The following is a 21,392-nucleotide window of genomic DNA, read 5'->3' as shown; positions in this document are numbered from 1 at the left end:
TCCGGCCGGCAGATGTCTGCGCACAGTGCCTCCCCGGCCGACGGCCCGTTCGACCTCGACGAGCCCTGGACTCTGCACCCGCAGGTGGCGGTACGGCCGGAACGGTTCGGCGGGCTGCTGTATCACTTCGGCACTCGGAAGCTCTCCTTCGTCAAGGACCCCACGCTGCTTGCCGTGGTGCGGAGTCTGGCCGATGCCCCGGACGCCCGGGCCGCCTGCCGCACCGCCGGGGTCGCGGACGCGGTGACGCCCCGGTACCAGCGGGCGCTGGCCGCCTCCCGCATGATCACCCCACGGTGCTCGCCACTGCCCGGTGAGCGGACCCCGGCCCAGGAGACGCGGCGATGAGCAACCCGGCACAGGCGGCGAACGGTTCGAGCACGTCCGTGGGCCGTCTGGTGGACCACTTCCAGTACGGCCTGGACGCCCCCATCTGCCTGACGTGGGAACTGACCTACGCGTGCAACCTGGCGTGCGTGCACTGCCTGTCCAGCTCCGGGCGCCGGGATCCCCGTGAGCTGACCACGGACGAGTGCAAGGCGGTCATCGACGAGCTGGAACGCATGCAGGTCTTCTACGTCAACATCGGAGGCGGCGAGCCCACGGTCCGTTCCGACTTCTTCGAACTCGTGGACTACGCGACCACCCATCACGTGGGGGTGAAGTTCTCCACGAACGGCGTGCGGATCACCCCCGCGGTCGCCGAACGCCTCGCCGCGAGCGACTACGTCGACGTGCAGCTGTCCCTGGACGGGGCGACGGCGGAGGTCAACGACGCCGTACGCGGGGCCGGTTCGTACGCCACCACCCTGCGCGCCATGGACAATCTCCAGGCGGCCGGGTTCGAGGGCTTCAAGATCTCGGTGGTGGCGACCCGGCACAACGTCCCCCAGCTCGACGAGTTCAAGGCACTCGCCGACCGGTACGGAGCCCAGCTGCGTCTCACCCGGCTGCGTCCCTCTGGGCGGGGGGCCGACGTCTGGCACGAGTTGCACCCGACCGCGGAGCAACAGCGGGAACTGTACCGATGGCTCGTCGCCCATGGCGACAACGTTCTGACGGGTGACTCGTTCTTCCACCTGTCCGCCTACGGCGATCCGTTGCCGGGCCTCAACCTGTGCGGGGCGGGCCGGGTGGTCTGCCTGATCGACCCCGTGGGCGACGTGTACGCCTGTCCGTTCGCCATCCACGACACGTTCAAGGCCGGCAACGTACGCGCCGACGGCGGATTCACCGGCGTGTGGCGCGGCTCGCCGCTCTTCCTCGACCTGCGGCGACCGCAGTCCGGCGGCGCCTGCACCCAGTGCTCGGCGTACGACGCCTGCCAGGGCGGTTGCATGGCGGCCAAGTTCTTCACCGGGCTGCCGCTGGACGGCCCCGACCCGGAGTGCGTCAAGGGACACGGCGCCGCCGCCCTGTCCTCGGTCGACCGTGCGAGTGCTCCGCGCCCCACGGGCGACCACTCGCACGCCGGCCCGGTGCGGCAGGCACCCGTGCCGCTCGGCATGCCACTCACGCGCCGCCCGGACCGCATCTGTGACGAGAGCCCGTTGGCAGGGCTGGAACCGAAGGAGGAGGCCCTTCATGGGTAACGGGGGATGGTTCGAGACGGTGGCCGAGGCCCAGCGACGGGCCAGGAAGCGGCTGCCGAAGTCCGTCTACAGCGCGCTGCTCGCCGGTTCCGAGAAGGGCGTGACCTACCACGACAACATCGCGGCCTTCGCGGAACTGGGATTCGCCCCGCACGTCGCGGGCCTGTCGGCCAAGCGGGAGTTGAACACGAGGGTGCTGGGCGAGGACATCTCCCTGCCCGTCGTGATCTCCCCCACGGGCGTCCAGGCCGTGCACCCCGACGGCGAGGTCGCCGTCGCCCGGGCCGCGGCGGCCCGGGGCACGGCGATGGGGCTGAGTTCCTTCGCCAGCAAGCCGGTCGAGGAGGTCGTCGCGGCCAACCCGCGGACGTTCTTCCAGATGTACTGGATGGGCGACAAGGACTCCATGGTGCGCCACCTGGAGCGCGCCCGTACGGCCGGAGCGAAGGCCCTGATCCTCACACTCGACTGGTCGTTCTCCCACGGCCGGGACTGGGGGAGCCCGAGGATCCCCGAACGGCTCGACCTGAAGGCACTGGTCAGGTTCGCGCCCGAAGGGGTGACCCGGCCCGCCTGGCTGCTCGGCTTCGCCAGAACCCGGCGACTGCCGGACCTGACCGTCCCGAACGTGGTCGGACGCGGGGAACAGCCACCGGCCTTCTTCGGGGCCTACGGGCAGTGGATGCAGACGCCACCCCCCTCCTGGGAGGACATCGCCTGGCTGCGCGCCCAGTGGGACGGCCCCTTCATGCTTAAGGGCGTCTGCCGGGTGGACGACGCCAAGCGGGCCGTGGACGCGGGCGTCACCGCGATCTCGGTGTCCAACCACGGCGGCAACAACCTGGACGGCACTCCGGCGACGATCCGGGTGCTCCCGGCCGTGGCCCGGGCCGTGGGGGAGCAGGTCGAGGTACTGCTGGACGGCGGCGTCCGCCGGGGCAGCGACGTCGTCAAGGCGCTCGCGCTCGGCGCGAAGGCGGTCATGATCGGGCGCGCCTACCTCTGGGGGCTGGCCGCCAACGGACAGGCCGGCGTGGAGAACGTACTGGACGTCCTGCGCGGCGGCATCGACTCCGCGCTGCTCGGCCTGGGCCACTCCTCCGTCCACGATCTCGGCCCCGACGACCTGGTCGTTCCCGCGGACTTCACCAGGTCGCTCGGCACCGACGGCTCCCGGAACACGATCGACTAGCCATGCCGCTGCCCAGCACGGACCGGTCGGCTCCCCAAGAACTGGCGAGCACGGCCTGGCCGGACATCTCCCACGACGCCTGGGTGCTCGTCCCCGTCGGATCGACCGAGCAGCACGGCCCGCACCTGCCGCTGGACACGGACAGCGTCATCGCGCGCGCGGTCGCGCTGCGGGCGGCGCGCGCCCTGGCCTCCTGCCCCGGAGGCCCACCGCTGGTGGCACCGACACTCGCGTACGGCTCCAGCGGCGAACACGCGGGCTTCCCGGGGACGGTCTCCATCGGACACGACGCGTTGGGCGTGGTGCTGGTGGAGATGGTGCGGTCGCTTTCGCTCTGGGCTCGGCGGGTCGTCTTCGTCAACGGCCACGGAGGCAACACGCGGACCCTCGACCACGCCGTCGGCCGGATGCGCGCCGAGGGACACGATGTCGCCTGGACCTGCTGCGAGGCCCCCGGCGGCGACGCCCACGCCGGCCGCACCGAGACGTCGGTGATGCTGCACCTGGCACCCGCCGACGTGCGCATGGAGCGGGCGGCGCCCGGTGACACACGGCCACTGTCGGCCGTGCTTCCCGAACTGGTGGCCCGCGGGGTCCGGGCAGTGTCGCCGTCCGGCGTCCTCGGCGACCCGACGGGGGCGTGGGCCGACGAAGGGCGCGGCGTGCTGGAGGAGATGGTGCGCGCCACGGTCCGCCGCATCGAGGCGGGCACCGTCGACCACCGGGGCAGGCTCGTCGTCCCCGCACGACACGCCCCGCGGAGACCGGAGGCGACGGGGCCCGACGGAACGAAGACGGAGCACTGATGCCCCTCCCGACGGGTTTCACGGTCATGCTGGACCGCAAGACCGAGGTCCTCGACGACGGCCGGATCCTCCTCGGCGGGTTCCCGACCAGATTGCTGCGCCTGACCGCGCGGGCGCAGGCGCTCTTCGAGGGACGCACACTGCGCGTGACCGGCCGGGCCGGGGCACTGCTGGCGGACCGGCTGCTCGACGCGGGACTGGCCCACCCCGTCGTCACGTCACTGCCCGAACCGCCTGATGCCCGCCACACCTTCATCGTCCCGGTCCGCGACCGGCCGCGGGAGCTGGACCGGCTCCTGACCAGCATTGGGCCGGGCCACGAGGTGATCGTGGTGGACGACGCCTCGCACCGCCCCGAATCCGTCGCGGCCGTGGCGGCCGAGCACGGGGCCCGGCTGCTCGCGCTGTCCGTCAACGCCGGCCCCGCGGGAGCGCGCAACGCGGGCCTCCGCCTCGTCCGCACCCCCTACGCGGTCTTCGTCGATTCCGACGTGGTGCTGCCCCCGGAGACGGTGCCGGTGCTGCTCAGGCACTTCTCCGACCCCCGTGTCGCCATGGCGGTGCCCCGGATCACCGGACTGGAGACGGCGGCCTCGGCGAACTGGATCGGACGTTACGAGAGCGTCCGGTCCTCCCTCGATCTGGGGCGGCATCCCGCGGCGGTGCGTCCGGCCGGCTCCGTCTCGTGGGCGTCGACGGCCTGCACGGTGGTGCGGGTCGACGCCCTGCGGGACGGTTTCGACGCGCGGATGAGGGTGGGGGAGGACGTCGACCTGTGCTGGCGGCTCTTCGCCGACGGCCGGCGGGTGCGGTACGAGCCGACGGTCGAGGCCGCGCACGAGCACCGTGTCCAAGTCGCCGACTGGTTCATGCGCAAGGCGGTGTACGGAACCGGTGCCCACCCCCTGGCCGAGCGCCATCCGCAGCACATCGCCCCGGCCGTGTTCGCGCCATGGAGCGCCGTGATGGTCGGCGCCCTGCTCGCCCAGCGGCGCTGGTCGGTGCCCGTCGCCGGCATCGTTTTCGCGGTGGCCGGTCTGAGGATCGCGCGCAAACTCGACGGCGTGCGCCAACGTCACCGTCTGGCTCTGCGGCTCACAGCCATGGGCAGCGTCGCGGCCATGACCCAGACGTCGGCGCTGCTGACCCGGCACTGGTGGCCGGCGACGGCGGTCGGCTGCGTGGCGTCCCGCCGAATACGCAGGGCCGTCGCCGTGGCCGCCGTGGCGGACGTCGTGCTCGAACACCGCCGCGACCGGGCACCTCTGGACCCGCTGCGGTACGGGGTGGCGAGGCGCCTGGACGACCTGGCCTACGGAGCCGGCGTCTGGTTCTCCGCGCTCAGGGGCCGCTCCACGGCAGCCCTGCGACCGCGCATCGTCCGCAGATCCGGTACACCGGGGCGAGGCCGTTGAGCCACTACGACGTGATCGTCGTCGGGGCGGGCGCCGCCGGTGCCTCGCTGGCCGCGCGGCTGAGCGAGGACACCGACCGGTCGGTGCTGCTCCTGGAGGCCGGACCTCTTCCGCGGACGCTGTCCGGATTCCCGGCCGAGCTGCTGGACGCACGGCTGGTCCCGGGCGCGCGGACCGACCACGGGGCAGTGCGCCCGTACGAGACCCGCCTGACGCCCCGGCACCCCTACCGGGTCTCCCGCGGCCGGTATCTCGGCGGTTCCACGACCGTCAACGGCGGATACTTCATCAGGGCGCGGCGGGAGGACTTCGACCGCTGGGCCGTCGGCAACCCCGCCTGGGCCTTCGAGCGGGTGCTGCCCTTCCTGCGCGGACTGGAGACCGACCTCGACTACGGGGCGGACCGGATCCATGGCGGCAGCGGACCGGTGCGCGTTCGCCGCGGTGCCCTCGGGCATCCGGCGTTCACGGCGTTCCGAGCGGCAGCGCGCGAGATGGGCTTTCCCGACGAGCCCGACAAGAACGACCAGGGACGGGGCGGTTTCGGTCCGGTCCCGTCGAACTCCGTCGACGGCATGAGGGTGAACACGGGCATCAGCTATCTGCTGCCCGCGCTCGCCAGACCCAACCTGTCCGCTGTCGGCGACTGCCGCGTCCTTCGCGTCGTCGTCTCCCGTGGCCGGGCCACCGGCGTGGAAGTCGAGCACGAAGGGCACGGGAGGGTCCTGGAGTGCGGTGAGGTGGTGCTCTGCGCCGGGTCCTTCGCCAGCCCGCAGCTACTGCTGTTGTCGGGTATCGGCGACCGCGGGCAACTGGAGCGCCTGGGCGTGCCCGTGGTCGCGGACCTTCCGGCCGTCGGCGCAGGGTTCGGCGACCACCCGCAGGTGGTCCTGGAGTGGTCGCCACGACAGGAGTTCAACGCTCCCGCCGACTCCTGGCTGGGCGGCTGCCTGCACCTGCCGTCGTCCGGGCCGGCCTCGCCCCCCGCGGGAGACCTGGAGATACTCCAGTCCCTCTCCCCGCTGCCCGCGCTGGCAGGCGTACGGCCGTCGGCCCCGCGGCCCCCGCTCGCCTTCCTGGTCTCGGACCTCGCGCCGCGCAGCACCGGGACGTTGCGCCTGCCGACCGCGGACCCCGCGACCGACCCGTGCATCGACTACCACTACCTGCGCACCGCCGACGACAGGCGTCGCCTGCGGGAGGCTGTACGCACGACCGTCGAGTTGGTCAACACCCGTGCGTTCCGCCAGGTCGCGCGGTCTCCGCTCGGCCCCTCCGCCAAGGTGGCGGCCGACGACGGTGCACTGGACGACTGGATCGAGCGTCGCCTGGGAACGGCGCACCACGCCTGCGGCTCGGTGCCGATGGGACCGACGGGATCTCGGCAGGCGGCCGTCGACCAGTACGGCCGGGTGCACGGCGTCGCCGGCCTTCGCGTGGCCGACGCGTCCGTACTGCCCACCGCTCCGTTGCGCGGCCCGGCGGCCACTGCCGTGCTCGTGGCCGAGGTGATCTCCGACGAGATGCGGCGATCCCGTACCTCAGGTGTACGTGACGTCAATGAAGGCGTCCCAGGGGGCGCCCCTCATTGACCTGACGTCAATGAGGGGCGCCCCCTGGGACGGATCACGTTGCGCGGCGCAGCGGAACGACGACGTTCACCCCGAGTGCCTTCGGGCTGAGCCGGTAGTAGCGGATGTGGGCCAGCTTGTCGGACTCCTCGAGCCACCCGGACTCGATGACCTGCTTGCGGGTGCGGGAGAAGACGGGTGCGGACATGCCGACCAGAGCGGCGAGGTTGGCCGCGGTCTCCACGACCGCGCCCCCGCGGTCGGTCGGGTGCAGTGCGTAGAGCATGACGACGAGGCGCTGGTTGGCCGTCATGCCCGCCGTGGCCTGCAGCAGCTCCAGGTTCTTCTGCTTGTCGTCGCTGGTCACTGTGCCTCCCACCGTGCAGGGGTCATCTCGTTGAAACCCGGAATCTCCGGAGGATTGCACGTCCTCACCGCTTCGCGCTGCTCCAGCCCGGTTCCATGAAATGCGATGTAGGGGCTGATTCTATAGAGGTTGTAGTTGCCGATGCGCCCCCGGACGATCAGGACGCGGTGCTTGGTCAACTTGCGGTTGATCTTCCCGACGGCGTCGGTGGACATACCCACCCGCTTGGCGATGTCCGCCCCCGTCGCTCGCAGCGGGTCCATGCCCTCGGGAGAGACACCGATCCACCACAGGACCAGGAACTTCTGGCTGGGGGTGAACGCCTTGGATTCGGTGATCGCCTCGACGCGGGCCTTGTCCACCTGGGTGTGCCGGCCCGAGAAGGCGTACGGCGCGTAGGGGACCGGCTCGCCCGTCTGGGCGTCGACCAGTCTGCGTGCTGCTCCCAACAGACCCTCCGTGTACGGGGGTGACGGAAATCTTCAAATGCCGGCTGCACCGACCTGATGAACCTAATGGACATGAGTCAGAAGTCAATCAACCCGGTTCACAGGCTTCTTCGCTTGCTCTTCCGGACACCGCCTACCGGCAATCCACCGGCCCAGCTCATTGCTCTGAAGGCAATCCAGGGCGTCCACAGGATCGTGGTACCCGGTTCCTACGGACGCCCTCTCAGTTCCCAGGAACTGCCTCACAGTTCGCACGGACTGCGTGTCACGGAACGTTTGCGCAGGTCAGTGGCCACCTAGAGACGTCGCGCTCTTAAACTCTCATCTGACGGTCGAAAGGAGCCCGAGGTCCAGGCGGCGGTAGCACCGCTCCCGTCCTCGTCCTCCCCGCCCCGGTACCGCATGCCTTAACGGTTCTAGCGCCTCTCCACCCGACCTCAAGCGCAACTCCACGCGCGTACGAACCTGTACCACCGAAAGCACGCCACGACGCGGCGGCACTCGACTTCTCAGGCGCGCGTATGCCTCCCGCAACCCCGTGGCGGTGCCAGCCACGCCATGACTGTTCGTCACGGGCAGCAGGCCGACGGGCTCCGCGTGGGGAGTCAGGCCCCCGGAGAAGAGCGACGGGTCGAGGAACGGGCCGGTGCCGCGGCACCCGCGGGCCGCGGTCACAACCCCGTGCCGCCGGACGCGTCGACGCACTGGCCGGTGATCCAGCGGGAGTCGTCCGACGCGAGGAAGGCCACGACGTCGGCGATGTCGGCAGGTTCTCCCATGCGGTCGAACACGGAATGGGCGGCATGCGCGGCCTCGGCCTCGGGCGTGGACCAACGCCGCTGGTTCATCTCCGTCTTCACGAAGCCCGGTGCCACCGAGTTGACCGTGATGCCTCGCGGCCCGAACTCCTTGGCCAGCGTGCGGGTGAACGCCTCGAGCGCGGCCTTGGCCATGGAGTAGGCGAGGGAAGTGGGAAGAGCAAGGCGGGTGGCCGCGGAACTGATGTTGATGACGCGGCCACCCTCCCTCAGCCGCGGCAGACCTTCCTGGACGAGGAACAGCGGTGCCTTGGCATGTACGGCCATGAGCCGGTCGAAGTCCTCCGGGGTCACTTCGGTCACATCGCCCCGGATGTTGAACCCCGCGTTGTTGACCAGGATGTCCAGAGCCACCGGCTCGGCCAGCTCCTGAAGACCGGAGTCGAACCGTTCGTACAACGCCTGCACGTCGTCGGGCACGCCCAGCGGTGCGCGCAGGGGGAAGGCACGCCCTCCGGTGCCCGTTATGAGCTCCACCGTCTCCCGGGCCGAGGCTTCGTCACTGCCGAAGTGCACGGCGACCAGGGCCCCGTCGGCAGCCAGCCGGCGGGCGATGGCCCGGCCGATCCCCCGCCCGGCTCCCGTCACCAGAGCCGTCTTGCCCCGCAGCGAATTCATCGGTTTCCCATCCTGTATAGCGACACGTCATCGGCTTGCCGAGCGAAGTCTCCACGCACGAGCCCTGCGCGGACCACGGCACAGATCTGCCGCAGGCATGCCCCACCGGCACCATTGAGAAAACCGTATGACCGGTTTATTCTTCGGTCGGTGACGTCTCCGGCCGAGTGGCGGGCTGGACGCCGCCTTCCCCATTCGCGCCGTACGACTGCCCGTGCGGCCCGGCGCAAGGCGGTTCCGGTGGCCCTACGGCAACTGCGTCTGATCGCGGTGAACATCGACGGCGTTCTGCTCAACGACACCTTCAGCCCGGTCATCCACCGGTTCGTGGTCGGTCGCGGACACGCCTACACCGCCGAGCTGGAGCGCGCGGTGCTGTCGCAGACGCAGTTGCGGGCCGCGGAGGTGCTCGGCGGTCCGGGCTCCCCCCAGGAGGTGGTGGAGGCGTACTTCCGTGAACGGGAGGAGTACCTTCGGGACCACCCGGTGCGGGTGCTGGAGGGAGCCGGCGAGCTGCTCGCGCGACTGCGCGCCACCGGGGCGTCGATGGTGTGCTACGGAGGGCTCGGGCGGGCTCACTTCGACCGGCACCTGAGTCCGTGGGCCGAGTACTTCGACGGCCCCGGGTACGTGTGCACCGACGCGTTCCGTCCCGGGGTACGTGAGATCGCCGAGGACGTCTTCGGGCTGCGGTGCGATCAGGCGCTGTTCATCGACGACGTCGCGCGCGTGGCCGAGGCGGCCCAGGAGCTGGGAGCGGCGTTCATCGGGCACCCGACCGCCTATGAACACAGTTTCCAGCGGCAGGCCATGCACGACGCCGGGGTGCGGCACGTGGTCGATTCGCTCGACGCGATCGACGAGTCATTGGTGCGCGCCGTCGACCGGGAACTTGCTGATGAACACGGTGAGACGGCCCGGAAAACCGGCGGCAGCTTTGGTTGACGGCTAAGGTACCACTTGGTCGGTTTTTCTTTGGGGTCGGTGTGCGGCACTGGCACGGGTGGTGGGTGAAGGGACGGTCCAGTGGCCCGGCAAGAACGTGCGGTCAGGACGCGCCGCGCAGTACTGGAGGCGGCGGCGGCGGTCTTCGCGGAGCACGGGTACGCGGCGGCCACGGTCGCCGACATCCTGAAGACCGCCGGCGTCACCAAGGGCGCGCTGTACTTCCACTTCGACTCCAAGGAAGCACTGGCCCGGGGCATCCTGGAAGTCCAGACGGACCAGCGGGTGGCCGAACAGGAGGTCAAATTCCAGGAGATGGTGGACGTCGCCATGACGGTGGCCCACCGGCTGGTGCACGATCCCCTGCTGAGGGCCGGAGCCCGGCTGTCGGCGGACCCGGTCGGCCGCAAGTACTACGGAAGTGCCTGGCACCTGTGGGTCGACGTGCTGACGGAGATCCTGACGCAGGCTCGTGAACGGGGGGAGACCCTGTCGCACGTGGTGCCACGCGAAGCCGCGGAGATGGTGATCGGCGCATACAACGGGGTCCAGCTCTACTCGCATCTGGAGACCGACTTGCAGGATGTCGAGTACCGGGTCTCGGTGCTGCTGAAGCACCTGCTGCCCTCCATGGCATCGCCCTCCGTGCTGATGCGTCTGGACGTGGCCCCGGACCGCGGAGCGCGCCTGCTCAGCGAGGCGGACACGGTCCCGGCGTCGACCTGACCCGCCCCGATACGACACCGCCTCGACCCGAGCGGCCCGGACTCCGAAGAGTCCGGGCCGCTCCAGTCACCGACCGTTCACCGCATCCCGCCGGCTGTGCGGGATGCCGGGGTCAGACGCGGGGCGGCGCCACCGAGACGGTCGAGGTGAAGACGTGCGCCCCTTCCTGCCTGCCGGTCACGAGCAGGCGCTCCCTGCCCTGCGCGTACTTCGGAAGCGGCGTCACCTCTATCACGCAGGGCGCGTCGAGTTCCGCGTACCGGCTGAACTCGCCGGTGATGCCCACCGGCAGGCAGGAACGTCCGAGAAACGCGGCCGCAGCCTGCCGGGCGGCTTCCAGCAGGAGCATGCCCGGCACGTGATCGACGGGGTGGTCGAAGAGGACCGGGTGCCGGGTGTCCACCCGCAGTTGCCAGCGGTCCGGCTCCGGCAGTGGGGACAGGACGACATCCGTGGGGGAGGTCCGGCCGACCTCCTGCGGTGCCGTCGGGCTGGTCAGGGGGAGAGGAGTGGGAGCCCCGTCACCGATGCGGGGGGCGCGCAGCCGCTGGTAGACGGCCGGGGAGGTGCAGGTGAAGCTGGCGACAGCCGTCGCGGCCACTTGTTCGTCTCGGTGGATCACCGCCTCGAAGTGCAGTCTCGACAGACGGTGTCCCCGGCGCTTGATGTCGATGCAGGTGATCTCGATGTCGACGGATGCCGGAGTGGTGCCGATGACCAGGTGCTCGGGCTTGACGTCCACCGAGAGATCCATCATCAGGAACTGGTGACCGAGCGGAACCGCGAACTCGGCGTGAGCCAGCAGGATGCCGACCTGGCGAATCGTTTCAATGACGAGGAGCGGGTCGTAGCAGTCGTCGATGGCGGCGAAGAAGCCGTGTCGGCGGGGCCACTGACCCGCCACCGTGAAGTGGCTGTCGTCCAGGCGTTCCCAGTCGGTGAGCATCACCTCGGCGATACTGGCGCGGTGGACGAACTCCTTGGGAACGGTGGTGGTCAGGTACGAGTACCTTGGTGTGACGTTCTCCGCGACCGTGATGCCGGGTTGGCCGACGTGAAACGTGCGCGTAGACATGCTGGTTCCCCCTGAGCCCGTTGGCGTGAGGCAATCGTGTCGCCTCTCCGGCCAAAGAAGATATATACCACCCGGTTTATTTTTAAGGCGCCATAGGATGTCTTGGGATTGCCTTTACCGGGTCAATGCCTTCGGTCGGACCGCCGCCCCCCTTTTTTGAGGCACGCGCGAGGCAAGCTGTCTGCTGTGATCCCGTATGGGCGGCTTTTATCGGAGCGTCGCATGTCACTTGTGAATATTTATTTTCCGCGCCTGAACTGCACAGTCCTGCCTCTCGCTCGTCGCGCGCTCATGGCATTTTCGAGTGATTCCGGACCGAGTCTTGAGCGTTCTGACGGACTGTGTTGCCGCACGTCCGCAGGGGAGGGGGTTGAGCGGATGAAGAATTCGGAAACTCTGCTTGTCGTGGAACGCGGTCGGGCCAGTGAAGAGGAACTGGCCGCGCTCGCCGTAGTGGTACTCGCGGCGAGGGAGGGCCGCCGGGGTGGGCGGAAGGCGCCGCCCACGGTGCGCGCCGGTCGTTGGTGGGAGCGTTCAACGACCTACGCGTCACCCGGCAGTTGGCGCTGACCTCCCTCCACGCATCTTCAGAAGTGAATGCTCTGAATATAGAAACCGCATAGGCGGTTTGTTAACATGCTCGTGAATCCGGGGCGGGACCTCCTCGGCCTTGTCCCAGGAAGGGACCAGACATGGCGATGACGACCGCCCCGGCACCAACGGGGGCGACGCCGACCGATGTAGGCGGCCGAGTGGGGGAGTTGTACGCAATCCGTGCGCGGGCGCTGGCCGGGCCGGGCGGGAAGGCGACGGCGGCGCAGCACGCCAAGGGCAAGCTGACGGCACGGGAGCGGATCGACCTGCTTTTGGATCCCGGCTCCTTTCGTGAGGTCGAGCAGTTGCGGCGGCACCGGGCGACGGGGTTCGGGCTGGAGGCCAAGAGGCCGTACACCGATGGTGTGATCACCGGTTGGGGCACGGTGGAGGGCCGTACGGTCTTCGTCTATGCGCACGACTTCCGGATTTTCGGGGGTGCGCTGGGCGAGGCCCATGCCACGAAGATCCACAAGATCATGGACATGGCCATTGCGGCCGGGGCGCCGCTGGTGTCGCTGAACGACGGTGCCGGGGCCCGTATCCAGGAGGGCGTCGGCGCGCTGGCCGGTTACGGGGGCATCTTCCAGCGCAACACCAGGGCGTCCGGGGTCATCCCGCAGATCAGTGTGATGCTCGGTCCGTGTGCGGGCGGCGCGGCCTACAGTCCGGCGCTGACCGACTTCGTCTTCATGGTCCGTGACACCTCGCAGATGTTCATCACGGGTCCGGACGTGGTCAAGGCCGTCACGGGTGAGGAGATCACCCAGAACGGGCTGGGCGGCGCCGATGTGCACGCCGAGACGTCCGGCGTGTGCCACTTCGCCTACGACGACGAGGAGACCTGCCTCGCCGAGGTCCGTTACCTCCTCTCCCTCCTGCCGCAGAACAACCGGGAGAACCCGCCCCGCGCGCAGTCCTCGGACCCGGCGGACCGCCGCTCCGACGTGCTCCTCGACCTGGTGCCGGCCGACGGCAACCGCCCCTACGACATGGCCAAGGTCATCGAGGAGATCGTCGACGAGGGCGAGTACCTGGAGGTCCACGAGCGCTGGGCCCGCAACATCATCTGCGCCCTGGCCCGCCTGGACGGGCAGGTCGTCGGCATCGTGGCCAACCAGCCGCAGGCCCTGGCCGGCGTCCTGGACATCGAGGCCAGCGAGAAGGCCGCGCGCTTCGTCCAGATGTGCGATGCCTTCAACATCCCGATCGTCACCCTTCTGGACGTACCCGGCTTCCTGCCCGGCGTCGACCAGGAGCACGGCGGCATCATCCGCCACGGCGCCAAGCTCCTCTACGCGTACTGCAACGCGACCGTGCCCCGGATCTCGCTCATCCTGCGCAAGGCGTACGGAGGTGCTTACATCGTCATGGACAGCCAGTCCATCGGCGCCGACCTCACCTACGCCTGGCCGACCAACGAGATCGCCGTCATGGGCGCCGAGGGTGCCGCGAACGTCATCTTCCGCCGTCAGATCGCCGACGCCGAGGACCCCGAGGCCGTGCGGGCCCGCATGGTCAAGGAGTACAAGGCCGAGCTGATGCACCCCTACTACGCGGCCGAACGCGGCCTGGTCGACGACGTCATCGACCCCGCGGAGACCCGCGAGGTGCTCGTCCAGTCCCTGGCGATGCTCCACACCAAGCACGCCGACCTGCCCTCCCGCAAACACGGCAACCCGCCGCAGTAGCAAGCAACATCATCCGTCGAAGCAGTAGACGCCACGGGGCCGGTCGGTGCGCAACCGTCCGGCCCTTGACCAGGAGTCCTCCATGGTGAAGCAGGAGCGAGCGGTGCGCACGCGGCGGTCCTTGGTGTGGGCCGCAGCCGAAGTGTTCGCCACGGACGGATATGCCAGGGCGTCACTCACCTCGATCAGCCGGGCTGCCGGAGTGAGCAACGGGGCGCTGCACTTCCACTTCGAGAGCAAGCAGGCACTGGCGCACGCCGTGGAGGACGAGGCCGTCGGGATGTTGCGGCTGATCATCCGGTCGACCGACGGTTACTGGTGCGCCCTCCAGCGGCTGGTGGACGCGACACACGCGCTGATCGGAACCCAGGGGGAGAACGCGGTGGTCCGAGCCGGCTTCCAGTTGAGCGGCGCCGTACCCCCTCGTGGTCACGGAACGGACGTGCGCAGGGAATGGAGCGCGTGGGTCGAGCAAATCCTCCATGCCGCGGCGATCGACGCCAGTCTCGCCGACGACGTCCAGGTGGCCGACGCCGCGGTCGCCGTCGTGGCCGCGACCGCGGGCTTCCAACGGCTCGGAGCCGACGACACCCATTGGACTTCTGAGGTTACTCTCGTACGGTTCTGGAACCTGATGCTGCCGCGGTTGGCGGCGCGCACCGTCTTCCCGCGTCTGTCGTCGCGCAGCACGCAACATTTTTCGGCAGAAAACAAACCGCATGGACGGTCTTTTATTCACAGGCGTAGCCAGTCGGCAGGCTGATGTGGCTGGTTCGCTTCCTCCGTCCCCCGGTGAGGCCGCCGGCGCAAGCGCCCCATTCCCCCGCCGTTCGACGATGCATTCGTAAAGACGCAGGTCGATGGCCTGTCGATGAACCGGCTGGACAGGGCTGGGCATTTTAAAAACAGCGCGGACGGTTTTATATTGACAAACCGTCTGGCCTGTTTTGTAATGTGCGAGCTGCACGACACATCACTCAGGGGGACTGACGTGGACATTGATGTACTAGGCGCATTGAACGTCAGGGAGAACGGGGCGTCCGTCGCCCCGACGGCGCCGAAGCCTCGGCAGGTACTCGCCCTTCTGGCGTTGTACGTCGATCAAGCGGTGCCGGTCTGTGCCCTCATCGAGGAGTTGTGGGCGGGCCGACCGCCACGCAGTGCCCGCACCACACTGCAGACGTACATACTGCAGCTGCGCGAACTGATCGCCGCCGCGCTGCAGAAGGACGCGGCCGACGGGACACCCGCGCGCAGTGCCAAGGACGTCCTGGTGACCCTGCCCGGTGGGTACCAGCTCGTCTCCAGCGGCGGCAGTAGCGACGTGCGGGAGTTCGAACGGCTCGCGGGCATGGGCTACCGCGCGATGGACGGCGGGGACTTCCCGAACGCCGCACGCCGGCTGCGCGAGGCACTCACCCTGTGGACCGGCTCCGCATTCGCCGACGTACACGCCGGCTCGCAACTGGAGATGGAGGCCAAGCGGCTGGAGGAGAGCCGACTGTGTGCCCTCGACCAGCGCATCGAGGCCGATCTGCGCCTCGGCCGCCACCGCGAACTCCTGGCGGAGCTGACTGTCCTGACCAGCCGTTACCGCACCCACGAGAACCTGCACGCCCAGTTCATGCTGGCGCTCCACCGCTCGGGTCGGCGGGGCGAAGCGCTGGAGGTCTATCACCGGCTGCGTGGCACTCTCGTCCGGGACCTGGGCCTGGAGCCCTCGGGCCGGCTGCGCCGGCTCCAGCAGTCGATCCTGACTGTCGGCCCGGAGTCGCTCGCCCCGGTGGGGACAACGATGCCCTCCATGGCTCCGACGGGGGACACACCTCTCCTGCAAGCCCACTGACCGCTGACACGCGGAACGCGCCAGCCGGGGCGGCACACTCGCCGCCCCGGCTGGCGCGCTGTCGTCCGTTCCGAGCCCGCACCGCCGCCGCAGCAGGACGCGTGCAGATCCACTTGAGGGCCGCTACAGGACAGCGCTGAGCGCGAACGACCCCGGCTAGCGTGCGACACGACGCAGGTTTCTGGCCAGGAAAGGGACCAGACGAAGGGCTCGACCACTACGGAGGAAACCGTGAAGATTCAGGTTTTGGGTCCGCTGAGTGCCGAGGTCAATGGGGGATCGATTGTTCCTACAGCGGCCAAGCCGCGGCAGATACTGTCGCTGATGGCGCTCTACCCGGGACGGGTCATGCCCGTCCCGACACTCATGGAAGAGATATGGGGGACCGAGCCGCCGCTGAGCGCGCTGACGACCCTGCAGACGTACATACTCCAGCTGCGCAGACGTCTGGGCACCGCGATGGGGCCGAGTGCCCAGGGCAGTGCGAAGGACGTCCTGGTGACCCGGCACGGGGGGTATCTGCTCCAGATTCCGGAGGGCAGCGTGGACGTGCACCAGTACGAGAACCTGGTGCGCGAAGGACAGGCCGCTTTCGAAGCCGGCGACAACGCCGTGTCGGCCCAGCGGTTCGGCGCGGCGCTCGCCCTCTGGCAGGGGCCGGCCCTGGTGGACGTACGGGTCGGGCCGGTCCTGGAGATCGAGGTGAGACGGCTGGAGGAGAGCCGCCTGGTCACCGTGGAGCGGCGGATCGACGCGGATCTCAGGCTCGGCCGGCACGCCGAACTCCTTGCCGAGCTCACCGATCTGACCTCCCGGCACCCGCACCACGAAGGGCTGCATTCCCAGGCGATGGTCGCGCTCTACCGCTCCGGGCGGCAGGGAGGGGCGCTGGAGACCTACCGCAGGCTGCGGATCCGGCTGATCGAAGAGCTGGGTGTCGAACCCTCGCCGCAACTGCAGCGGCTGCACCAGGCGATGCTCGCTGTCGATCCGCAGCTCGAGGTGCTGGCCGGACCGCGCTGTACGTCCACGTTCGACCTCTTCACGGCAGCGTGAGCGCACGGGCCGCCCGGTACCGGAAGCCCGGACGCCGGCTCTGAGGAGCCGAGCCCGCTCGGGCCTTCGCCGGGTTCCGGCCCGCCCTCGGGAGGAGCGGGCCCGGCCGCCGGAGGCATCCTCGGCGGCCGGGCGGTGCGCGGCATGCGGTACGGAGTCCCTCCCGAGCGCCCTGGCGCCCCCTCCACCCGGACCTGCCGACGGCCCCGACGCGATCACCGCACGCTGAGCGCAATCCGCGGCCAGGATCGCTCGGGACGCGGTAGGAGACCGGCGGAGACGGCCGGGCAGGCACCGGTCGCGCAGCTACCGTGCCCATGCCGACTACGAAGGCCCGCCCGGTCGCGAGGACATCCACGTGTCCGGACGACGGACGCCGGCGGTTCGGATCCCTGGGCCGTGTCAGGGTTCTGCCGCCACCAGTGCCTCTCGTGCCGAGAAGGAGAGGAGAAGCGCCGATGCCGTTCAACCGGTCCTCTGTCCCGGGCGTGACCGTGGTCCTGGACCCGGGGTGCCGGGCTCCGGACACCGGCACCGTACTGGAGCTGAGAGGCAGACTCGACACAGCGGTACTGCGGACCGCGCTCGCCCAGATCGCCACCGGCCGCCCCGGACCGCACGGTGAGCCCCGGCTGCTGCGGCACGGTGCCGACCACCACACGCTCGAACTTCCCGCCGGACTCGGAGACTGGGCCACCTGCCCCGCGGGCATGCTGGCGGACCTGGTCACCAGTGGCCCCGCGGCGGTGGCGAGAAGCACCGGGCACAGCCGGGCCGGTGCGGACGTGCCGGGCCCGCGTCCCACGCGGCGACCGGCCCGGACCTTCCCCGTGACCCCGTTCCAGCGGGAACTGCTGGCCGGCCTGCACCTGCCGGACCAGCAGGTCGAGCAGTTCACCTGGCGCTGGCACGGCCCCCTGGACACCGGCCGGTTCACCGCCGCCTGGCAGTGCGTCTTCGACCGGGAGGCCGTCCTGCGCTCCGCCTTCGTCTGGGACTCGCAGCCGAGGGCCGTGCTGTTCGACCACTGCGTGCCGGAGGTCGTGCGTCACCCGTACGACACCTCGGCGAGCCGCGAAGCCCTGCTGACGGCGGAACGCGAGCGCGGCTTCGACCTGCGGCGCCCGGGGTTGTTGCGCGTGGTCCTGCTCGACGGAGCGCCGGACGGGTCGTCGGCCGAGCCCTGCGCCGTCGACGTGACGCTCACCTATCACCGCTCCGTGCTCGACGCCTGGAGCGTCCGCCTGCTGTTGCGCACGTTCTACCGCGCCTATCTCGGCGGAGGCCGGCTGCCCGGCGGTGAACGCCGGCCCGACCTGCGCGACTACACACGCTGGCTGGACGACCGGAACCTGAACGCGGCACGGGACTTCTGGCGGCGGCCGCTCGGACGGCCGCCCGTCGCACCGCGCCCGGCGGCCCGGGGCGAACGGACCGGGCAGGACGGCACCGGACGAGGCAGCGCCCGGCTGTCGCCGGCCGAGACGGCGCGGCTGACGCGGTGGGCGGCACGCCGGGGCGTCACCGAAAGCAGTGTCCTCCAGGCCGTGTGGGCCCTGTTGCTGTACCGGGCCGCCGGCACGGCGGGCACCCCCGCCCCCGTCGTGCTCGGGGTGACGTTCTCCGGCCGCGGCGTCCTTCTGGAAGGCGTCGAACGCGTCCCGGGGCCGCTGGCCGTCCCGCTGCCGATGTGCGTCGCCGTCGACCCCGCGCAGACGTTCTCCCGGCTGCTGCGGACCGTTCGTGACCAGGTCCTCGGCATGGCCGCGTACGAGTGGGTCCCCGCCGGCCGGATACGCGACTGGCTCGGGCTCGCCGACCGACCGGGGCCGGGCGAGGTCTCCCTCACCTTCGAGCACCGCACCGTCGAGGACGACACGCTCACCGAGGCGCTCGCGGCACACGGCGTCCGGGCCGGACCCGCGGCACTGACGGGGGCGCCGTCCCCGGTGGCGCTCAATGTCGTGGCGTACCGCGACGAGCGGGACGGCCTCGTTGTGTCCACCGTGTACGACTGCGCGACGCTGGGGGACGCGGGAGCGCGGACCATGCTCGACCGTTGTTCCCGGCTGCTGCGCCGCCTGCCGTGCGCCGCGGACGAGTCGACGACCGTCGCCGACGTACTCGGCACGCTCGGCGAGGCCGGGACGCCCCGCCTGCACACCAGGCCCGCGCGCGACTCACGTGCCCGGGCGCTCGTGTCGCTGCGTGCGCCGGGCACACCGGACGCGGCGACCGTATGCCTCGTGGGCGCCCCGGGCGCACCCCACGACTGGCACCACGGACTCCTGCGGTGCTACGAGGGTACGCAGGCACTGATGTTGCTGCGCACCGCCCCGCACGCGGTCCACCAGGGTGCCGCGGCGCTGGGACCGCTCGCCGAGGCACCCGGGCGGCTGATTCTCGGCGGGTTCTCCGGCGCGGGGGCGCCCGCCTACGCGATCGCCCGGCGGATGGCGGAGTCGGGGCACAGCCCCCCGCCCGTCATTCTCGGCAGCGGCGAGGAGGGCGAGGGCGCGCACACCCTGGCCGAAGCCCTCAGACGGGCGGCGGAGAGCTGACCGAGCGCGCCGGCCGCTGGTCCCGGACCTGACGGGACGTACGGGACCAGCGGCCGGAAGGTCACACAGTCACGTGGTCGGGGACCGGGCGGCCATGGGCCGCCGCCCGGAGGGACTCGGCCTCGGACTTGAGCCTGCGGGCACGCCCGAAGGCATGCCACGCGGCCCATACCGCGGAGCCCACCCCGGCCAGGGAGACGGCGGAGGCGATGCCGGCGAGCAGCATCCTTTCGTCGGGGTAGGCGCGGGCCTGTCCGTCAGAGGACACGGGCGTCACCGCCCGGACCAGTGACGAGACCCGCGCGGCGTCCGGCGTCGGCCGGGACCCCGCGGGGCGGTAGGAGGGGACATCTCATGGACGACTCCCGTCTGAGAGCGGAACGGGCGCGGCACAGGCCGGCGCCCCGGTGTTCGAGAGGGTCCCGGTAACCGCCGGAAGCACGCTCGAGGGATGGACGAGGTCGACGCGAGGACGCCGGGCAAGCCACCTCCGTTGGGGTTGTCCGCAGCGCGGGAGGGGTGCTGGCAACACCCTCACCGGGGGTGTTGGGAAGGGGGGTTGCCCCCATGGCCGCTGTCCCGAGGGCGTAGGAGGCTGGTCGTCACTTAGGGGGACAGACCGAACGGCAAGCGACAGAGGAGCGGGCGATGCGCATCCTTCCGGCTGACGGAGTGACCGCGACGGTGCGGGAGAACGGCCACATGGAGTTGCGGACGACGGGACAGGGCGTCCGCGGGTGTCCCCCCGTGGGCACCGCCATGTGGATGGCGCTGCGGCACAGCGACGGCTTCCTGGACCTCGCCTCCGAGGCGCTCGCGGACGGCTGGGGCGCGGACCCGGGCACCGTACGTGCCGCCATGGCCGCATGGTCGCGGCGGTTGGTGGCGGACGGACTGCTGAGGACGGCGACGTGAACGACCGGCGGTGACGTCACGCCGGTGTTCGCGCGGCTTCTTGCGGCCGGAACACGGGCCGCGCCGGCGCTGTGCGACCCATCGTCCAAGCACCGGCCGCGTCCGCGAAAGCCCCTAACTCCCCCTACGGCGAAGCGCTTTCGCGCGCTGTGGCCTTTTCCGAAGGGACGGAGTCCCCTAGGGGCCCCTGAGGATGGCGTCTCGCCCCGGTTAGGGGCGAGCGCCTGCCGAATGGCCGAGGAACCAGCGGTAGAACTGCTGGGGAATGCATCAGGCACGATGCCGATCGGTTCGGGAGGACCTCAATGGGCCGGGTTCAAGGAAAAGTTGCCGTGATAACCGGAGCCGCTCGTGGTCAGGGCCGCAATCACGCGGTCAGGCTGGCCGAGGAGGGCGCGGACATCATCGCGATCGACCTCTGCGAGGACATCGACGCCGCCACCTACGCGCTGGCCGGTCCCGAGGACCTCGAGGAGACGGTCCGGCTGGTGGAGAAGACCGGTCGTCGCGCGGTCGCCCGGCGCGTCGACGTCCGTGACGCGGTCGCCCTGAAGAAGGCCATCGACGAGGGAGTCGCCGAACTGGGCGGCCGGCTCGACGTAGTCATCCCCAACGCCGGCATCCTGCCGCTGGGCCAGGCTCCGGTCGACAGCTACACCACCACCCTCGACATCGACCTCGTCGGTGTCCTCAACACCGTGCACGCGGCCCTCCCACACGTCGGAGAGGGCGGCTCGGTCATCCTCGTCGGCTCGGTGATGGCCTTCACCCCCTACGGTCCCGAGGACGCCATCGCCGGCCCCGGAATGGGCGCGTACAAGTTCGCCAAGCACACCATCGTCGACTACGTGACCTCCCTCGCCGCGCAGCTCGGCCCCTCCGGCCGCCGCGTCAACGCCGTCCACCCGACCAACGTGGACACCCCGCTGCTGCTCAACGACACCGTGTACCGCACCTTCCGCCCCGACCTGGAGAACCCGACCCAGGAGGATGCGCTCCCGGTCTTCGCCTCGATCCAGTCGATGCCCGTCCCCTTCGTCGATGTGAACGACGTCTCCAGCGCCGTGGTGTTCCTCGCATCCGACGAATCCCGCTACGTCACCGGAACCAACATCCGGATCGACGGCGGTGCACTGGTCAAGCAGGGCCGGTGAC

Annotated in this window: 21 protein-coding genes; 16 read left to right on the top strand and 5 right to left on the bottom strand. The window is 70.3% G+C overall.

Features of this window, described 5'->3' with window-relative positions:
• Nucleotides 1-12: 12 nt before the first annotated feature.
• Genes mftB through mftG form a run of 6 tightly spaced genes read left to right on the top strand, consistent with a single transcriptional unit; the run spans nt 13 to nt 6,597 of the window.
• Entirely contained in the window at nt 13-348 is a 336-nt protein-coding gene (mftB, locus tag ACGH7X_RS40070; RefSeq protein WP_399895771.1) for a mycofactocin biosynthesis chaperone MftB, read from the top strand.
• On the top strand, nt 345-1,592 hold the full coding sequence (mftC, locus tag ACGH7X_RS40065) for a mycofactocin radical SAM maturase (protein WP_399895768.1): 1,248 nt from the start codon (nt 345-347) through the stop codon (nt 1,590-1,592). Before mftB ends, mftC begins: the two co-directional genes overlap by 4 nt.
• Nucleotides 1,585-2,784, top strand: coding sequence for a pre-mycofactocin synthase MftD (gene mftD / locus ACGH7X_RS40060; protein ID WP_399895765.1), 1,200 nt, complete (start codon nt 1,585-1,587; stop codon nt 2,782-2,784). Before mftC ends, mftD begins: the two co-directional genes overlap by 8 nt.
• Before the next feature lie 2 nt (nt 2,785-2,786).
• Nucleotides 2,787-3,590, top strand: a complete 804-nt coding sequence (mftE, locus tag ACGH7X_RS40055; protein ID WP_399895761.1) for a mycofactocin biosynthesis peptidyl-dipeptidase MftE — start codon at nt 2,787-2,789, stop codon at nt 3,588-3,590.
• A complete protein-coding gene (mftF, locus tag ACGH7X_RS40050; RefSeq protein WP_399895758.1) occupies nt 3,590-5,005 on the top strand; it encodes a mycofactocin biosynthesis glycosyltransferase MftF in 1,416 nt (471 codons plus the stop codon). Before mftE ends, mftF begins: the two co-directional genes overlap by 1 nt.
• Nucleotides 5,002-6,597, top strand: a complete 1,596-nt coding sequence (gene mftG / locus ACGH7X_RS40045; RefSeq protein WP_399895755.1) for a mycofactocin system GMC family oxidoreductase MftG — start codon at nt 5,002-5,004, stop codon at nt 6,595-6,597. Before mftF ends, mftG begins: the two co-directional genes overlap by 4 nt.
• 34 nt (nt 6,598-6,631) lie before the next feature.
• Here mftG and ACGH7X_RS40040 read toward each other — a convergent pair whose 3' ends face one another.
• The 3 genes from ACGH7X_RS40040 to ACGH7X_RS40030 form a co-directional block, all read right to left on the bottom strand.
• A complete protein-coding gene (locus tag ACGH7X_RS40040) occupies nt 6,632-6,943 on the bottom strand; it encodes a replication initiation protein, RepL2 (protein WP_333748519.1) in 312 nt (103 codons plus the stop codon).
• Nucleotides 6,940-7,392, bottom strand: coding sequence for a MarR family transcriptional regulator (locus ACGH7X_RS40035; protein ID WP_399895752.1), 453 nt, complete (start codon nt 7,390-7,392; stop codon nt 6,940-6,942). Before ACGH7X_RS40035 ends, ACGH7X_RS40040 begins: the two co-directional genes overlap by 4 nt.
• A gap of 671 nt (nt 7,393-8,063) precedes the next feature.
• Nucleotides 8,064-8,828, bottom strand: a complete 765-nt coding sequence (locus tag ACGH7X_RS40030) for an SDR family oxidoreductase (protein ID WP_399895750.1) — start codon at nt 8,826-8,828, stop codon at nt 8,064-8,066.
• A gap of 240 nt (nt 8,829-9,068) precedes the next feature.
• Here ACGH7X_RS40030 and ACGH7X_RS40025 point away from each other — a divergent pair, with 240 nt between their 5' ends.
• Both ACGH7X_RS40025 and ACGH7X_RS40020 read left to right on the top strand, forming a co-directional pair.
• Nucleotides 9,069-9,773 (top strand): HAD family hydrolase, encoded by a 705-nt coding sequence (locus ACGH7X_RS40025; RefSeq protein ID WP_399895747.1) that lies wholly within the window; start codon nt 9,069-9,071, stop codon nt 9,771-9,773.
• An 81-nt stretch (nt 9,774-9,854) separates the two neighbouring features.
• A complete protein-coding gene (locus tag ACGH7X_RS40020; protein WP_399895744.1) occupies nt 9,855-10,499 on the top strand; it encodes a ScbR family autoregulator-binding transcription factor in 645 nt (214 codons plus the stop codon).
• Between the two features lie 112 nt (nt 10,500-10,611).
• Here the strand turns inward: ACGH7X_RS40020 and ACGH7X_RS40015 are convergent, their stop codons facing one another.
• Entirely contained in the window at nt 10,612-11,574 is a 963-nt protein-coding gene (locus ACGH7X_RS40015; RefSeq protein ID WP_399895741.1) for a ScbA/BarX family gamma-butyrolactone biosynthesis protein, read from the bottom strand.
• 222 nt (nt 11,575-11,796) lie between these two features.
• On the opposite strand from ACGH7X_RS40015, the gene ACGH7X_RS40010 reads away from it, so the two are divergent.
• The 6 genes from ACGH7X_RS40010 (at nt 11,797) to ACGH7X_RS39985 (ending at nt 19,322) form a co-directional block, all read left to right on the top strand.
• Nucleotides 11,797-12,144, top strand: a complete 348-nt coding sequence (locus ACGH7X_RS40010; RefSeq protein WP_399895738.1) for an acyl-CoA carboxylase epsilon subunit — start codon at nt 11,797-11,799, stop codon at nt 12,142-12,144.
• A gap of 128 nt (nt 12,145-12,272) precedes the next feature.
• On the top strand, nt 12,273-13,859 hold the full coding sequence (locus ACGH7X_RS40005; protein ID WP_399897686.1) for an acyl-CoA carboxylase subunit beta: 1,587 nt from the start codon (nt 12,273-12,275) through the stop codon (nt 13,857-13,859).
• Between the two features lie 82 nt (nt 13,860-13,941).
• Entirely contained in the window at nt 13,942-14,622 is a 681-nt protein-coding gene (locus ACGH7X_RS40000; protein ID WP_399895736.1) for a ScbR family autoregulator-binding transcription factor, read from the top strand.
• Nucleotides 14,623-14,850: 228 nt separating this feature from the next.
• Nucleotides 14,851-15,705: a BTAD domain-containing putative transcriptional regulator gene (locus ACGH7X_RS39995; protein ID WP_399895733.1), complete on the top strand. Its 855-nt coding sequence runs from the start codon at nt 14,851-14,853 to the stop codon at nt 15,703-15,705.
• Nucleotides 15,706-15,936: 231 nt separating this feature from the next.
• Nucleotides 15,937-16,761: a BTAD domain-containing putative transcriptional regulator gene (locus ACGH7X_RS39990; RefSeq protein WP_399895731.1), complete on the top strand. Its 825-nt coding sequence runs from the start codon at nt 15,937-15,939 to the stop codon at nt 16,759-16,761.
• Nucleotides 16,762-17,219: 458 nt separating this feature from the next.
• On the top strand, nt 17,220-19,322 hold the full coding sequence (locus ACGH7X_RS39985; RefSeq protein ID WP_399895728.1) for a condensation domain-containing protein: 2,103 nt from the start codon (nt 17,220-17,222) through the stop codon (nt 19,320-19,322).
• Between the two features lie 61 nt (nt 19,323-19,383).
• Here ACGH7X_RS39985 and ACGH7X_RS39980 read toward each other — a convergent pair whose 3' ends face one another.
• The gene (locus ACGH7X_RS39980) at nt 19,384-19,590 is read right to left on the bottom strand and encodes a hypothetical protein (RefSeq protein ID WP_399895725.1); all 207 of its coding nucleotides are present in this window, start codon (nt 19,588-19,590) and stop codon (nt 19,384-19,386) included.
• Nucleotides 19,591-19,970: 380 nt separating this feature from the next.
• Between ACGH7X_RS39980 and ACGH7X_RS39975 the strand changes: the two genes are divergently transcribed.
• The gene (locus ACGH7X_RS39975) at nt 19,971-20,237 is read left to right on the top strand and encodes a PqqD family protein (RefSeq protein WP_399895722.1); all 267 of its coding nucleotides are present in this window, start codon (nt 19,971-19,973) and stop codon (nt 20,235-20,237) included.
• A 305-nt stretch (nt 20,238-20,542) separates the two neighbouring features.
• Nucleotides 20,543-21,391: a mycofactocin-coupled SDR family oxidoreductase gene (locus ACGH7X_RS39970; protein WP_399895720.1), complete on the top strand. Its 849-nt coding sequence runs from the start codon at nt 20,543-20,545 to the stop codon at nt 21,389-21,391.
• Nucleotide 21,392: the final 1 nt, after the last annotated feature.

Origin of the sequence: Streptomyces sp. BBFR51 (genome assembly GCF_044591655.1) — a bacterium.
Lineage (GTDB): Bacteria > Actinomycetota > Actinomycetes > Streptomycetales > Streptomycetaceae > Streptomyces.
This window is presented reverse-complemented; position numbering and strand designations above follow the sequence as displayed.